At 57.4% G+C, this 14,659-nt stretch carries 18 protein-coding genes; 6 read left to right on the plus strand and 12 right to left on the minus strand.

The window, feature by feature from the left end:
- Positions 1-19: 19 nt before the first annotated feature.
- The 4 genes from ACN0V1_RS00515 to ACN0V1_RS00530 all read right to left on the minus strand — a co-directional run bounded on the left by ACN0V1_RS00515 (position 20) and on the right by ACN0V1_RS00530 (position 2,189).
- Positions 20-211 (minus strand): twin-arginine translocation signal domain-containing protein, encoded by a 192-nt coding sequence (locus tag ACN0V1_RS00515; RefSeq protein ID WP_339782765.1) that lies wholly within the window; start codon positions 209-211, stop codon positions 20-22.
- A gap of 41 nt (positions 212-252) precedes the next feature.
- Complete coding sequence (locus ACN0V1_RS00520) at positions 253-864, minus strand: TorD/DmsD family molecular chaperone (protein ID WP_417543111.1); 612 nt, start codon at positions 862-864, stop codon at positions 253-255.
- Positions 865-972: 108 nt separating this feature from the next.
- Positions 973-1,611: a DUF3306 domain-containing protein gene (locus ACN0V1_RS00525; protein ID WP_417543112.1), complete on the minus strand. Its 639-nt coding sequence runs from the start codon at positions 1,609-1,611 to the stop codon at positions 973-975.
- Entirely contained in the window at positions 1,611-2,189 is a 579-nt protein-coding gene (locus tag ACN0V1_RS00530; protein WP_417543113.1) for a DUF3305 domain-containing protein, read from the minus strand. The genes ACN0V1_RS00525 and ACN0V1_RS00530 overlap by 1 nt, the downstream gene beginning before the upstream one ends.
- Positions 2,190-2,334: 145 nt before the next feature.
- Here ACN0V1_RS00530 and ACN0V1_RS00535 point away from each other — a divergent pair, with 145 nt between their 5' ends.
- The 4 genes from ACN0V1_RS00535 to ACN0V1_RS00550 are packed head-to-tail and all read left to right on the plus strand — an operon-like array spanning position 2,335 to position 6,354.
- Positions 2,335-4,314 carry a 4Fe-4S binding protein gene (locus tag ACN0V1_RS00535; RefSeq protein WP_417543114.1) on the plus strand — a complete coding sequence of 660 codons (1,980 nt, stop codon included), beginning with the start codon at positions 2,335-2,337 and terminating at the stop codon, positions 4,312-4,314.
- Positions 4,315-4,331: 17 nt separating this feature from the next.
- The gene (locus ACN0V1_RS00540; protein WP_339782775.1) at positions 4,332-5,180 is read left to right on the plus strand and encodes an Mrp/NBP35 family ATP-binding protein; all 849 of its coding nucleotides are present in this window, start codon (positions 4,332-4,334) and stop codon (positions 5,178-5,180) included.
- Positions 5,177-5,881 carry a biotin/lipoate--protein ligase family protein gene (locus ACN0V1_RS00545; protein ID WP_417543115.1) on the plus strand — a complete coding sequence of 235 codons (705 nt, stop codon included), beginning with the start codon at positions 5,177-5,179 and terminating at the stop codon, positions 5,879-5,881. The genes ACN0V1_RS00540 and ACN0V1_RS00545 overlap by 4 nt, the downstream gene beginning before the upstream one ends.
- Complete coding sequence (locus ACN0V1_RS00550) at positions 5,878-6,354, plus strand: DUF6505 family protein (RefSeq protein WP_417543116.1); 477 nt, start codon at positions 5,878-5,880, stop codon at positions 6,352-6,354. Before ACN0V1_RS00545 ends, ACN0V1_RS00550 begins: the two co-directional genes overlap by 4 nt.
- On the opposite strand, the gene ACN0V1_RS00555 is transcribed toward ACN0V1_RS00550, so the two are convergent.
- From ACN0V1_RS00555 to ACN0V1_RS00585, 7 genes are all read right to left on the minus strand, one after another.
- The gene (locus ACN0V1_RS00555) at positions 6,355-7,602 is read right to left on the minus strand and encodes a molybdopterin-binding protein (protein ID WP_417543117.1); all 1,248 of its coding nucleotides are present in this window, start codon (positions 7,600-7,602) and stop codon (positions 6,355-6,357) included.
- Positions 7,599-8,135 carry a molybdopterin-guanine dinucleotide biosynthesis protein B gene (gene mobB, locus ACN0V1_RS00560; protein WP_417543118.1) on the minus strand — a complete coding sequence of 179 codons (537 nt, stop codon included), beginning with the start codon at positions 8,133-8,135 and terminating at the stop codon, positions 7,599-7,601. The genes ACN0V1_RS00555 and mobB overlap by 4 nt, the downstream gene beginning before the upstream one ends.
- Positions 8,132-8,719 (minus strand): molybdenum cofactor guanylyltransferase MobA, encoded by a 588-nt coding sequence (mobA, locus tag ACN0V1_RS00565; protein ID WP_417543119.1) that lies wholly within the window; start codon positions 8,717-8,719, stop codon positions 8,132-8,134. Before mobA ends, mobB begins: the two co-directional genes overlap by 4 nt.
- Entirely contained in the window at positions 8,712-9,581 is an 870-nt protein-coding gene (locus ACN0V1_RS00570; protein WP_417543120.1) for a formate dehydrogenase accessory sulfurtransferase FdhD, read from the minus strand. The genes mobA and ACN0V1_RS00570 overlap by 8 nt, the downstream gene beginning before the upstream one ends.
- 65 nt (positions 9,582-9,646) lie before the next feature.
- Positions 9,647-10,453: a substrate-binding domain-containing protein gene (locus ACN0V1_RS00575; protein ID WP_417543121.1), complete on the minus strand. Its 807-nt coding sequence runs from the start codon at positions 10,451-10,453 to the stop codon at positions 9,647-9,649.
- A gap of 31 nt (positions 10,454-10,484) precedes the next feature.
- Positions 10,485-11,228, minus strand: a complete 744-nt coding sequence (locus ACN0V1_RS00580) for an ATP-binding cassette domain-containing protein (protein ID WP_417543122.1) — start codon at positions 11,226-11,228, stop codon at positions 10,485-10,487.
- The gene (locus tag ACN0V1_RS00585) at positions 11,225-11,923 is read right to left on the minus strand and encodes an ABC transporter permease (RefSeq protein ID WP_292275358.1); all 699 of its coding nucleotides are present in this window, start codon (positions 11,921-11,923) and stop codon (positions 11,225-11,227) included. Before ACN0V1_RS00585 ends, ACN0V1_RS00580 begins: the two co-directional genes overlap by 4 nt.
- 117 nt (positions 11,924-12,040) lie before the next feature.
- Here ACN0V1_RS00585 and ACN0V1_RS00590 point away from each other — a divergent pair, with 117 nt between their 5' ends.
- Both ACN0V1_RS00590 and ACN0V1_RS00595 read left to right on the plus strand, forming a co-directional pair.
- Positions 12,041-12,925 carry a substrate-binding domain-containing protein gene (locus tag ACN0V1_RS00590; protein WP_417543123.1) on the plus strand — a complete coding sequence of 295 codons (885 nt, stop codon included), beginning with the start codon at positions 12,041-12,043 and terminating at the stop codon, positions 12,923-12,925.
- 34 nt (positions 12,926-12,959) lie between these two features.
- Complete coding sequence (locus tag ACN0V1_RS00595; RefSeq protein ID WP_417543124.1) at positions 12,960-14,084, plus strand: putative sulfate/molybdate transporter; 1,125 nt, start codon at positions 12,960-12,962, stop codon at positions 14,082-14,084.
- A 132-nt stretch (positions 14,085-14,216) separates the two neighbouring features.
- On the opposite strand, the gene trxA is transcribed toward ACN0V1_RS00595, so the two are convergent.
- Positions 14,217-14,543 (minus strand): thioredoxin TrxA, encoded by a 327-nt coding sequence (trxA, locus tag ACN0V1_RS00600; protein ID WP_008169901.1) that lies wholly within the window; start codon positions 14,541-14,543, stop codon positions 14,217-14,219.
- Between the last annotated feature and the right edge of the window lie 116 nt (positions 14,544-14,659).

Below are 14,659 nucleotides of genomic sequence, written 5' to 3' on the forward strand. Positions count from 1 at the left end.
TTGAATGATTCACGCTTCCTCAAAAGCGAGCCGATTCGAAATACTTACGTGTGTGTTCAGTGTCACGCAGGCCGCGGCTTTTCGGTACGTTTTGTTTGACGACCTCGGCTGCGGCGTTCGGTGCAACCGCCATTGCAACGGCAGCCGGAGCTGCAGCTGCTGCCATTTGCAAGAAACGGCGACGGCTGTTTTCACGCTTCGGGTTGTCCATAGGACACCTCCCCACGGGTTAAGGAATCATTCAGATCCCGGTTACTGAATTGCAAAGGCATCTGCTTCTACAGCCATGAAAGCCCGCCCCAGCGAGCCCACCGGACCGTAGAAGATGGCACTTTGCGCTTCTTCCAAATCGGTAAAAAACAATGCCGCCCACTTTGCCAGGTGTGCGTCAAAAAAGGCTTTTTGCGACGGCAGGTCACTGTCGCAGGGAAATTCGCCGGTAATGATGCCGGCCATGATCTCGCAAAGGGTACCAATGTGATCTTCCGGTTCTTTGACATCGCTACGGGCTTTGATGCCCCTGGCCATAAGATCGGTACGCAGCGCTGCAAGCGGCTTCTCGTTCAAAAAACCGGTCAGGTAATAACTGGTGTAAGGAAGCAATTCGCCACGACCGAGCCCGACAAAAAGGTTATTGTACTCACGCTCGGCGTCATAGGGATTGGTGCGTTCCGCAAGCACTGCCAGGTTTTTGGAGGCCGCGCCCAGAGGCGTGTCGTCACCCTGCAAAGACCCCAACCCTTTCAACAGTTCGCTCGAGGGTGGACCGGAAAGCAGGATGCCCAAAAGCTGATAGATCTGGGCCCGGGCGCGATCTTCTTCGGTGACCGAACGCGGGCACTGAATTTCCGCTGTGTTGTTCAAATCGTGTTCCTTTAATTATTATTTGCAGTCTGACCTACTATTCTAGTACACACACAGGAATAGTGGAGAAACTTTGCTATCGTTCGCCAATGGCTGAAACGCATTCCGTTAATAGTCAAAACGCATCCGGGGGCGGAAGCGTGGCGTTTGATCCTCATCCGATTGATTCGGTTCGTTTTCCACATGGCGTGTTACCTGGCGTGTCACAGAAAGTTCCGATTGATCCGAGGCACGACCCGTTTCAAGGGAAACGTCTGTTCCGGGGGCTTCGGCGACCGCTGGAGGTCTAACATGCTCCACTATGCTGGCAGACTCTTCGATCTGGCCCTCAATCTGCCCATCGACCTTTTTGGCTCTATCAATAAAACCCTGTCCAACCTTGTAAAGGGTCTTTGCGCCTTTAATCGTGGGGCCGGCGTCAGTGAAATCTTCGTCGTAATCATTAAGGCCATCCAACACCGCAAGCACAGGGTTGGATTTCCATAACGCCCGGAGAGCCTTGCGGCGCAAGAGCTCGGGAATCTCTTTTCGCATGAATCCGGTGATGTCAGTGCCCAGTTCGATAGCATCCGGATCGGGCAACCCGTACTTCACAAGTACCTCATGCTCCGGCAGGGTCTCATTGACAGCGAGTTCCTGCGCTTCGGGTGATGGCTCGGCTTCAACGACCGGAGGCGTCGGGGGCTCCTGTTTCCTGGCAGCTTCGGCTTTTTGACGCGACCAACGCTGTAGACGTGACTCGGCCATCACTGAAGTCTCGGTTTTTTGCTGTTGGCGGGAGCGCGATAAACATCACTCTCCTGACGGATACGCGGATCGCCTCTAGCGTCCTCGGTGCCATCAACACGGATCTCGTCTCGACGACGTTTCTTGAAGGGCTCTTCTATATAGTGCATGTCGATAAACTCCATGATCCAGGCCGCAAGGGACTCTGGAATGGGAACTGCCTCGACAATACTTTCGCCGCTATCGAGAGCGTCCAATGCCTCATGGGCGCTGGCGGTAACGGTGCTGACAACCCACCCGGATGGCGACTGGCTCGTGACATCCCTGTCCATTACGATCCAGACAGAAGGAGCCGCCATATTCAGGGACACCAGGTAACCCTCGACATCAGCGCGGAACAGTTCCATCGTGACCGTGCCCGCGTGATAATCGACCACCTCTCCGTCGCGAACCATTTCTTTCCAGAACGCTTCCGGTGCCCCCGGTATCACAGCCACCGGTTTCCAGATATCCCGCGCCCAACGAGTCACCCCAGGTGACCGGCGAACAACGGCGCCTACCTGTAATTCGCGTCTCCAATGATCTGTCCGACTACTCATGGCAATTCTCATTTTTTTTCTTACAGCCCCAAAATAGCAGGGCTCCAACGATTATCCAACTGTCCAAAAGTAAATGGCTGTGGCATGCTCGATCAGTAAACTTTGTGCACACACGGATAAAAACAACGAAAGAGTCAAACTCCTGATGACGGCATACAAGACCCTACTTTTGTGTAGTTGTGACAAAACACAGTCTTTCAATCCGAAGGCGCTGCAGAAAGCCGCCGCAGCTGCGCAGGTGATCGCGGTGGATCAACTGTGTGGCACAGAATTGAACGTCGCCGCTGAACATCTGGGCGCAGACAATGAAGTGCTCATTGCATGCAGCCAGCAGTCAGCTTTGTTCGAACGCCTGTCCGAGGACGTATACGCCGACAGTAAGCACACCGCACCTTTCCATACTATTGATATCCGGGACAGGGCTGGCTGGAGCGCTCCCCATGCCAAGCCAGAGCGCCAGCATGCCAAGCAGGCCGCTCTGATTGCTGCTGCGCAGCTGCCGGCCCCCATGGCACCGGCGAAAACCATTCAATCCAGCGGCGTCTGCTGTGTTGTCGGCCCCACCGAGCAGGCCATCAGAATGGCCGAGCTGGTTCAGGACGAGCTGGGCGTCACCTGTATTGTTAATGATGCCGGCCCAATTCAACTGCCCTCCGCTGCTTACGATGTTGCAAAGGGTCAACTGACGAGCGCCTACGGCGCACTTGGCAACTTCAAACTGGAATTTGCCCGCATGCAAACCCTGAATCCGGCCGGACGAGGTGACTTGGGTTATGGCGAAGCAAAGCCCACCGCCCGCAGCGAATGCGATGTGTTTATCGACCTGCGGGGTGGTGCCCCGGCATTTCCGAGTCATGAGAAGCGCAACGGCTATTTCTGGGCTGACCCGAAGAAGACTGGCGAGCTGGAGCGTATTGCCCTGACTGCCCGGGAACGGGTTGGTGAATTCGAGAAAACCGTGTATTTCAGGTTGGAAGAATCCCTGTGCGCGCACTCGCGGGCCAGCAAACCCGGCTGCACACGTTGCCTGGATGTCTGTTGCACAGAGGCCATTTTTTCTGCAGGGGACCACATCCAGATCGATTCGGATATTTGCGCCGGCTGCGGGTCCTGTGCCGCCGTCTGCCCCACTTCCGCGATTACCATGAACGAAACGTCGTTCGAAGCGATAACCAAGGTCGTGGAGGTGATGGCCAAGGTCTATCGGGAACATACCAGCGAATCTCCGCGTCTGGCGTTTCACACCCTGGGTGCCGGAGCAGAAGCCATTGCCAACCTGGCGCGATACGATGACGGGCTGGCGGACGATCTGATTCCGATTGGGCTGGAGCATATAGACCGGATTGGCCATGCTGAAATAATGGCGGCATTCGGCGCAGGCTATGCCGAGGTTCTTATCCTGGCGGACAATGAGTTAGACAGGCGAACGGTGACTGCAGAAGTTGAACTGGCCCAGGCCCTGCTCCAGGGCACCCATAACTCGCCGAGCCGGGTGCGGATCATTTCCGCCATCGAGCTCTGCGATGCGGGTGCCAATGCCGGGCGAGTGAGTGATCCTATCCTGCTGGTCGGCGGTCGCCGTGACATCACGCGGGTGGCAGTTGCCGCCATGTCGGACAAAATCGAAGAGCCGATTCCGCTCCCCGTGGGTGCACCTTATGGTGCGATAGAAATTGATTCCGATAAATGTACGCTCTGCCTGGCCTGCGTATCACTGTGCCCGACCGGTGCGCTTGGCGATCACGGGGACCGGCCGGAGGTTCAGTTTACGGAAAATGCCTGTGTTCAGTGCGGCATCTGCGACAGCACTTGCCCGGAGACGGCCATCACCCTGCAGCCCCGGCTGGATGTGTCCAAGGCTGCGTTAAGTGCCCGGGTCTTGCACGGAGAGGAGCCTTTCGAGTGTATTAAATGTGGCACTCCGTTTGGCGTAGCCAGCACCATTAACCGAATCATCGAGAAGCTGGAAAACCAGCACTGGATGTACAAGAATTCTGACAATGTTCAGCTCATCAAGATGTGTGACGACTGTCGGGTCAAGGCCCAATTCCATGGGGACAGTGCACCCATGGCGGGCGGTGATCGGCCTCGGGTCCGTACCAGTGATGACTATCTGGGCAGCTAAAAACAACAGGACACACCATGGTCGAGTACACCGAAGTTGGAAAAAAGCCGAATCTGATCGGAACGGATGCCCCCCGGCCGCAGGACAAAAACCCCAGAGGCGTTGATCGGATCATCGCCATTGCGTCGGGCAAGGGTGGCGTTGGCAAATCCACGGTGTCTTCCAATGTGGCCGTTGCGCTGGCTTCAAAAGGTCTCAAGGTTGGTCTGCTGGACGCCGACGTCTACGGTCCCAGCCAGCCCCGCATGCTGGGTGTTTCTGGTCGTCCTTCCAGCCCGGATGGAAGTACCATCCTGCCTCTGAGAAACCACGGGGTTACGTTAATGTCCCTGGGGCTGATGGCGCCGGAAGATGAGGCCATTGTCTGGCGCGGACCCATGTTGATGGGCGCTCTGCAACAGATGATGAATCAGGTGGAGTGGGGGCGGCTCGATGTGCTGCTGGTGGATCTGCCGCCGGGTACCGGCGATGTTCAGATGACCCTGAGCCAGAAGTTCTTCGTTGCCGGAGCGGTTGTGGTCTCAACGCCCCAGGACATAGCGTTGATGGACGCCCGCAAAGGCATTGATATGTTCAAGCGGATGGACGTGCCGCTATTTGGTTTGATCGAAAACATGGCCTCTTTCATCTGCGACGGTTGCGGTAAAGAGCACCACCCATTCGGACATGGTGGCGCGCGGGCGGAGGCCGAAAAACTTGGTGCGCCTTTCCTCGGGGAGATTCCGCTGGATCTCGATATCCGAATCGGGTCGGACGGTGGTGTACCAATTGTGGTATCGAAGCCGAACAGCCCTCAGGCGCAGGCTTTCCAACGCATCGCCGATGAAATCGTTGCCTCCGACTTATACGCCCGGGCTATCCAATGATCGAGTCACCCCAGTTCCCGCCGTTACTGACCGGAGAAGTGGTGCCGAGGCATACCGACCCTTTTAACAAAGCTGTCAGCCGGGCCATCGCGGGTGTTGATTCAGGCACGGTGTTCTACTCCGAAGCGGGCGACACCTTACGTGCAGCTCTGGTGCTGGCGCCGGAAACGCCTCTGGAAGATGCCGTTCAAGCGGTCTACGTTGCCCAGATAGGCCTTGCCGAGAGTCTGGGCGCCTTGGCTCCACCCGAAGTACCTGTGCACTTTCAATGGCCTGATCGAATCAAGGTCAATGGTGCTCTCTGCGGTAGCGTTCGATTCGCAGCGGATGTTTCGGATCCCAAGGCTCATCCAAATTGGCTGGTCATCGGCATCAGCGTGCCTTTCAGCCAGGAAGCCAACGAGCCCGGAGAAAATCCGAATGAAACCTGTCTGTACGAGGAAGGCTGCGTTGATATTACGCCCATGGCCTTGCTGGAGAGCTGGTCCAAGCACACACTTTTATGGCTGACCTATTTCATGGACAGTGGCTTTGAGCGGGTGCACAAGGAATGGCGGCCACGCTGCGATACTCTGGGCAAGATGATCGAACGGCCCCGGCCGGGCGTCTTTGTTGGCCTGGATGAAAAAGGCCGGATGCTGTTGCGTCAGGATGTCATGACCGAGACAGTGAGTTTGATTGAATTCGCGGAGCACGTATGAAGCTGGCCCGAACCCTGCAACTGGATATATCGGACGAAAATGTATTTGAAAAGCCTGCGCCCAGTGGCGAGTGGGCGATCCCCGGCGGCTTCGAGTTTTCCAGCTGGACCGAAGTGGACCTGAAGGGGAAAGCCCGCCAGGCGTTCAGTAATGGCTGGTATAGCATTGAGTCCGGCGGTCGTGCCAGTTTCGTTGGCGTATGCAATATCACCAACGCGGAGTTGGAGCAGTTGCGCACAATCCTCGCTCAAACGTTTGTCGACCATTATGGCGCGCCGGATCTCGAAGCAGCCTATCCGGTTGCCTGTGAAGAGATCGACCAGATGCGCAGCATGTGTGAGGACTTCGAGGACAACACGCTACTGATGGTCAGCCGCACGCTGACCAAGCTGGGTGTTGAGGAAATCTACCGCTCCCGAGCGCCGCAGGATGCCTCACTCGAGGCATTTGCGGTCCATGGCAGCGTTGACTGATTACAACCCGAAGCTGCCGTAGGGAATAAACCGCACCGGGGTTCCCGGCTCGATTTGCAAGGCGCTCTCATCCAGCTCGACCAGGCCATCGGACCAGGCCAGGCCGGTCACCCGACCCGAGCCTTCAGAGCCGAATACCTCAACCTGTCCTTCCCGAATCCGGGCCCGCAGCATCTCGCTGCGTCCAGATTTTTTGCTCTTCGAAAAATTGGCCGGCATGACATAACCCTGAGGTTCAAACCATTCACCCCCTGCCAACAACGCCATCGCCGGAGCGCCAAACCGCAATGCACAAACCCAGGCGGCCACCGGGTTTCCCGGCAAGCCCACCACCGGCTTTCCATGGAACATAGCGAGAGCGAGAGGTCTCCCGGGTTTGATCGCGATACGCCAGTTACTGATCTCCCCATGTTCTTTCAGCGTTTCGGAAACATGGTCTTCGTCACCGGCAGACACACCGCCGCTGGTCAGGATCAGATCGCACTGTTCCGCTCCTCGCACCAACGCCGCTTTCACCTCCTCGGCGCGGTCAAGCACATGACCAAGATCAATCAACTCATAGCCAAGCTGCGCGACCAGGGCGCCGAGCATCGGGCGGTTGGCGTCGTAGATCTGCCAATCGGTAACCGGTGCACCAACCGGCTTTACCTCATCACCGGTAGAAAGAACCCCGACCCGCAACCGCTGATACACATCAACTGACTCGACCCCCACACTGGCGAGCACTGAAATCTGGGTCGGGCTCAGCCGGGTTCCCGCTGTGAGGATCCTGTCCTGCGCCTTGATGTCCTCTCCGGCTTTGCGGGCATTGGCGCCGGCTTTTAACGTGCCGTTCAGGTGCAGATGGCCATCAATGACTTCGCAGTCTTCCTCCAGGACTACCGTGTCCGTGCCGACCGGAATGACCGCGCCAGTCAGAATCCGGATGGCATGGCCTTCGGGCACCCGCCCCATATGGGGTTCCCCGGCGGCACTGCGGCCATCCACCAGAGGCAGTATGCTGGGCACGTCCGTTATAGGTCCGGCAAAGGCATAGCCATCGACCGCGGAATTATTACTTGGGGGATGGGCTCGCGGCGCATAGACGTCGCTTGCCAGGATGCGGCCATTGACCTGGGCGAGCGGAACTGAGCGCTGCACATCGACTACAGGGTGTAAGCGTGAGCGCAACCGCTCCAGCGCTTCTTCGACCGGTGTCCAGTTAACTCCGGGGGGCAGTGCAAAACAGTCGTTACGGAGCTTACTCATAGCTTTTTCGTTTCCGATAGTTTGGTATTCGAGAGCACCGACGATGATTTTTCACGGTTCAGAATGAAGTCTGCAATGGCGGGTATATCGTTTACGTCGAGAACGGGGCCCGAGAACTCCGCAGCGTAGTCCGCGGCCACAGCCACAATGCTGGAATCTTCTCTAAAGAGAGGCGAACGCGAACCTTCCCGTCGGTGTACCTCGATTTTGGGGTGCGAGTGTGTCTTGAAACCCTCCACCACTACCCAGTCACAGGGGCCCAGCCGGGCCAGCAGTGCATCCAGCGTCGGCTCTTTGGCTCCCCGGAGCTCATGCATTATGGCGAAACGCTGACCGCCCGCCAGTATCACCTCACGAGCGCCGGCATCACGGTGTTTGTAACTGTCGGTTCCGGGCTGGTCCACATCTACCATGTGATGGGCATGCTTGATTGAGTTGACCGTAAACCCTCTACTGGATAACTCGCGAATCACTGCACTGGCCAGAGTCGTTTTTCCCGAATTCTTCCAGCCCACGATGCCTATAACGTTCACTTGAGATGCTGCTCCGCCCAAGCCAGATCGTCTGGCGTATTGATGTTGAAAAAGTCGCCTTCGTCGAACACCACCAGTGTTTCGCCCTGGGACTGCGTCCACTGGCGGATCTTGCGTACACCGTCGTTCAGGGCAGCCCGAAGGTCGTGCCGCAATGCGACCTGCCATCTGCCAAAGGTGGGTTGGGGCAGGCGACCGCGCTCGGGATCCGGCGTGGCCGCCAAAACCACCGGGGTATCGTGCTTGGCCAGCCGCTCCGCCAGATCCCGGGGGAAAAACGGGGTATCGGCGGCGACGCTGATCAGCCATTCGTGGCCCTGTTCGGCAGCCCAGTCCATTCCCGCCAGAATACCAGCCAGTGGGCCCGGAAAATCACCGATCGAGTCGGCGACCACGGGCAGTCCCAGATCATCAAAACGACTCAGATCCCCGTTAGCACTTAAAACCAACGAGTCTACCTGCGGTGTGATCCGCTCAATAACTCTCACGATCAACGACTGGTCTCCCAGCACTAACCGTCCCTTGTCGCCTCCGCCCATTCGGTTTGCCTGACCACCGGCCAGAATAACGGCGCAATCAGTCATGTTCCGCCCCTTTTCGCCGCACTTTCTTGTCTTCATCCGGCACCTGCGACAAGTCCTGATCGAACACCAGGCGATGCTGGCCGCTCAGGCAGGTGAATTTTTTGCCTCGCATCCGTCCGATCAGTGTCAACCCGACCTGGCGGGCAATATCGACACCCCAGGCGGTAAAGCCTGACCGGCTGATTAGCGTCGGAATCCCCATCAGCGAGGTTTTGATGACCATTTCGGAGGTCAGGCGCCCAGTGGTATAGAGGACTTTGTCGGCCGCCGGAATGTCATTGAGGTGCATCCAGCCTGCGATTTTGTCGACTGCGTTGTGACGCCCGACATCTTCCATATAGGCCAGGATCTGTCGGCCCTGGCACAGGGCCGTGCCATGAATCGCCCCGGCTTCCATATACAGGCTGGGCGTGTGGTTGATCTGATAGGAGAGATCGTAAAAGGTGCTGGTGTGTACCAGGGTGTCCGGCAGCGACAGCCCTTCGAGTCCCGCCATCATGTCGCCAAAGACCGTGCCCACGGCGCAGCCCGACGTGCGGGTTTTCTTTTCCAGCTTGTCCTCGACATCGGTAACGCCCGCCGTGCGCACCACGGCGACTTCAAGCTCTTCGTCGAAATCGATCCCGGTGACCTGATCGCTCTCTTTCAGCATGCCCTGGTTCAGCAAGAAGCCGAGTGCCAGATACTCCGGGTGATCGCCGATGGTCATGGCCGTGACAATTTCCTGGCTGTTCAGGTAGATGGTCAGAGGGCGCTCTTCGATCACGCTGATTGATTTGCCTTGACCGTTTTCATCAACGCCCTCAACTACGCGGGACAGGCGGGGGTCTGTAGGATCGGGAAGTATGGGATCAATCGTCATTTTTGTTATAGCCGTTTCATGGACGCCGCAGAGTGGAATATGTACGGATAATGCCAGAGATTAGCCTATTTGGCATTCGGGAAAAACAGTTGCTGTCCGTCTACCTTGAAGCCGGCAATCGCCTGCTGGCCATCTTCGGAGAGCAGCCAGTTGTGCCACTGCTGGGCCAGATCATGCTTGAGGTGCGGATGCTTCTCTTCGGACAGCAGCAAGCTGCCATACTGGTTGAACAACACTTTGTCACCTTCGAAAAGCAGGGTCAGGTTCTGACGGTTTCCAAAGGCCACCCAGGTGGCGCGATCCGACATCACATAGGCATCCATTGCAGCGGCGGTGTTGAGCGTTGGTCCCATGCCGCTGCCGAGTTCCCGGTACCAGTCGCCATCTGGGGCAACGCCAGCATTTTTCCAAAGGCGCAATTCGGCGCGATTGGTGCCACTGTCATCGCCGCGTGACGCGAACGGCGCCTCGGCATCGGCGATCGCCGCGAAGGCTTCAGTGACGCTCTGCGTTTCACTGATATTGGCAGGATCATCGGCGGGACCAATCAACACGAAGTCGTTGTACATGACATCGGCCCGCTCGGTGGCGAAGCCGTTCTCGACAAAACGCTTTTCGCCCGCGGTGTCGTGCACGAGAAGGCTGTCGGCGTCGCCGCGGCGGGCGATTTCAAATGCCTGGCCGGTACCCACGGCCACCACTCGAACCTGGATGCCAGTGGTGTCTTCGAACTTCGGTAAAATGGATGCGAATAACCCCGAATTCTCGGTCGATGTGGTTGATGCCAGGGTGATGTAGTTCTCGGCCCAAGCGCCGAACGCCATGCCCATGCTGGTTACACCCGCGAGTAACAGATTTAGCGTCTTCTTCATCTTGATTTTTCCTTCTAATAGAAAAGCCGAACTACTCGACCAGCTCTCCTGCGATAAACGCCTGCGCCTCTGGCGAGACGGGCTTGTCAAAGAAGGTTTCGGCTGGAGTGTGTTCACGCACCCTTCCGCCCGACAGGAAAAGTATATCCCCTGCGAGTCGCTTTGCCTGATGCAGATCATGAGTGGTCATCACGATGCGGGTTCCCCGCTGATGAAACTCTCGCACCGCCGCCTCCACAGCTTTAATTGCCGCCGGGTCGAGCGCGGAGGTGGGTTCATCCAGAAACAGTATCTGCGGCGAAAGCACCCAGGCCCGCGCCAGTGCCAGGCGCTGTTGTTCACCACCAGAAAGTACCCGCGCCGGTGTATTACAGCAGGCGGTGAGGCCGAAACGCTCAAGTGCATCGTGAGCCAGCTTTACGCGTTTTCTGCGCGGCACGTTATTGACCGCCAAGGCGTGAATGAGGTTAGCAACGGCCGAGCGGCGCAAGAGCACAGGTTGCTGGAATACCATTGCCTGGCGGGGGCAAAGCCCACCTGACCATGTTATCTGTCCCTGTGTCGGGAGAAGCAGGCTGTGGGACAGTCTCAGAAGAAGGCTCTTGCCTGCTCCGTTAGGGCCCATCACAAGAGTGGGACCGGTGCCCTTCAGCGTGAATGAGCAAGGCCCCAGCAGCACCTTGTCCTCGTGGTGGAAGGTGACATCATCAAAGCACAGCTCCGGTGGCGGAGACAGGATAAACGACGCGAGACGTGGAACGTGGAAGGAGGTCACCCTACCCGCCTCCTGGTCAATTCACCCACCAGATACGCGCCGGCATTAATCAGCATCACCAGCGTGAGTAGTACAATGCCCAGACCCAGTGCAAGAGGCAGGTTACCCTTGCCGGTTTCCAGTACGATGGAGGTGGTCATTACGCGCGTAACGCCCTCAATATTGCCGCCTACCATCATCACAGCACCCACCTCGGCACTTGCGCGGCCAAAGCCGGCAAGCAGAACGGTTAACAGCGCAAAACGTGCATCCCACAACAGAGTGGGCATCATGCGTGAGCTTGACATGCCCAGTGAAACAAACTGTTCCCGGTATTCACCCAGAAGCTCCTCTACCTTCTGCCGCGAAAGTGCGGCCAGAATAGGCAATACCAGCACCACCTGCGCAAGTATCATGGCACCCGGTGTAAACAGCAGGCCCCACTCTCCAAGCGGGCCCGCGCGCGAGAGCAGCAAATACACCATAAGCCCGGCCACCACCGGAGGCAGACCCATCAGGGCGTTGAGCACGACAATCATTCCGCCGCGCCCGGGGAAGCGCCATATCGCCACCGCCGCACCCAAAGGGAAACCCAGCAACGCCGCAATCAGTACCGCGAGAAGCGAAACCTGAAGTGAGAGTGCCACGATCTGAAAGAGCGAAGCGTCGAGATTTAACAGTAGCGACAGCGCCACGTAAAACGCATTATTTTCCACAGCTGCGTCTCCTTGGTATTGAGCATCGTGGCGTTTATGGCTACGCTTTGCACAATCTGTTGAAAAATATGCAGTTCAAAACAGTCTTGTGCTTTATTTGCCCTGCAGGAGAGATTGATGCCCCTTCCCGCCTACCTCACCACGGCTGAAGCTGCCGAGTACCTGCGCCTGAAAGAACGCAAGGTCTACGATCTCGTCAGTCAGGGCGTTATTCCCTGTATTCGGGTGACGGGGAAGCTCTTGTTTCCACGCCAACGTATTGATTTGTGGCTGATGAATCATCTGGAGGGTGACGATGCCGTCAGCTCCCCCATTCCCCCGGTTCTGGCCGGCAGCCAGGATCCGCTGTTGGAATGGGCTTTAAAGGAGAGCAGCGCTGAGCTGGCTTCGTTGTGCCAGGGAAGTGGAGATGGCGTACAAAGGCTGGTCGACGGGCGGGCAATGCTCGCAGGCATGCATATCTGGCATGCTGAAAGTCAGAGTTATAACGACCCCAATACGTTGGGCTTGAGCGGGATGCGCGACCTGGTGCTGATTCGTTGGGCAAAACGCCAACAGGGGCTTCTACTGGCAGCCGATAATCCACATGGGGTTGGGCGGCTTGGGGATATCGCACGCCCCGGTATACGTGTCGCGCATCGCCAGCCGGACGCTGGCGTCAGCCACTTGCTGCAAAGCTTGCTGGCTCGCTACCGCATTGATGCCCGGCAACTTACATGGGCTCCTCACCCATCACTCAGTGAGGACGATCTGGCTTTGGCTATTAGCCAGGGCGAGGCGGATATCGGTGTGGGGATCGAAGCTGCGGCGCGGCGCCAGGGATTGGCTTTTATTCCCCTGCAACAGGAGCACTTCGACCTGGCGATGCGTCGGCGTCACTATTTTGAATCGGCGATGCAACGTTTGCTGGCGTTCGCCGGTAGCGAGCGCTTTATACAGCGCGCCGAAGCGCTCGGTGGTTACGACATCAGTGAGCTGGGGAAAGTCGTCTATAACGCTTGAACGGCGACAATAACAACAAACAGGCGGATTAATCATGCCTTCCGTGCAAAAAAACCTGGTGAGGGATGCCAGCGGAGCGTTGGGTGATCTTGGCACCCTGATTCCGCTGGGCCTCGGGACTGTTGGGCTGGCGGGTCTGGCCCCGGTACCGGTGCTGCTGGGGTTTGCCGTATTCTACATCGCAACGGGGCTGTATTACCGCCTGCCGGTACCGGTGCAGCCCATGAAAGCGGTTGCTGCGTTGTTGCTGACCACCCAGGTGAGTTCCCAGAGCCTGGTCGCCAGTGGTGTTCTGATAGGGAGCATATTGTTGATTCTGGGCCTGACCGGATGGATTAACGGGGCAGCCCGTCTGATACCTCGTTCAGTGTTAAGCGGCCTTCAGTTGGGCCTGGGGCTGATGCTGGCCCATATGAGCATTGGCCTGATGGCCACGTCCTTGCCCTTGGGCGTTGTCACGTTGGCGTTACTGGGTGTTACCCTGAAGCTGTTTCCGCATTGGCCGACAGCGTTGATAGGGCTTATTGGCTCTGTTGCACTGGGTAATTTTCTGGGGGCCCAGGGACTCATGCTTCCCGCGGCCGATTCGGTTGCATTTTCATTGCCTGAGTTACCGGGTATTGAAGATTGCCAGCAAGGGGTCTCCACGCTGGTCTTACCCCAATTGGCTCTGACGTTAACCAACGCCATCGTTCTGACGGCATTGGTGGTTGGGGATTACTTCGGCGAGCAATCGCATCGTGTCACGCCCGCCCGGTTATCGGTGTCCACCGGCCTGGCCAATCTATTTTTGGTCCCCCTCGGCGCTTTGCCCATGTGCCATGGCGCGGGTGGCGTGGCCGCACATCACCGCTTTGGCGCCCGGACCGGCATGGCGCCTGTTCTGCTCGGAACAGGTTTGCTCCTGATTGCTTTCACGCCAGGCGGTCTTTCAATGATTGCGGCGATTCCGCTGGCGGGTCTCGGGGCTTTGTTGTTCGTGGCGGCAGCCGAGCTTGCCTTGTCCAGGCGCCCGTGGACGGCGAAACCGTCCTGCTGGCCTGTTATCACGATAACAGCAGTGGTAACCGTTTGGGCCGACCCGTTTTTCGGTCTTCTGGCCGGGGTGGCTTCGGAGACTGTACGGGCTGCCTGGTTGCGTGGACGAGAGATTGCCTAGCGCAGCCAGGATTCAAGTTGGCGGATACACCCGGATATCGAGCAGGGCGAGGCGTCACTGCCGGCTTCGCCGCGCAAAAAAAACCGCCCAAGAGCTTGGCCCAAGGGCGGTTTTCAGGCAGGCAGGATGCAATCAGAGATTGCTGTCCAGGAATGCCGCGAGCTGGGATTTGGACAATGCGCCCACTTTGGTGGCGTCGACGTTGCCGTTCTTGAACAGCATCAGGGTCGGGATACCACGAATGTTGAATTTGGGCGGTGTCTGCTCGTTTTCGTCGATGTTGAGTTTGCAGACTTTCAGCTTGCCATCGTATTCGTCGGCAATTTCCTCAAGTACGGGCGCAATCATTTTGCAGGGACCACACCACTCCGCCCAGTAATCTACCAGCACGGGCACGTCAGACTGAAGTACGTCCTGTTCGAAGGATGCATCCGTTACATTTACGATATTTCCGCTCATTTCATTTTCCTGATTAGTGCTTTGGTTACTACTTTACGCGATTGATCCCGCCTGTGTGAAGCAGTAGATCCACCAGCTTGTATCGACGATCTTCTGAGCCCGATCAATTCGGCGCT

The sequence above is a fragment of the Marinobacter sp. genome (genome assembly GCF_048266785.1).
Taxonomy (GTDB): domain Bacteria; phylum Pseudomonadota; class Gammaproteobacteria; order Pseudomonadales; family Oleiphilaceae; genus Marinobacter.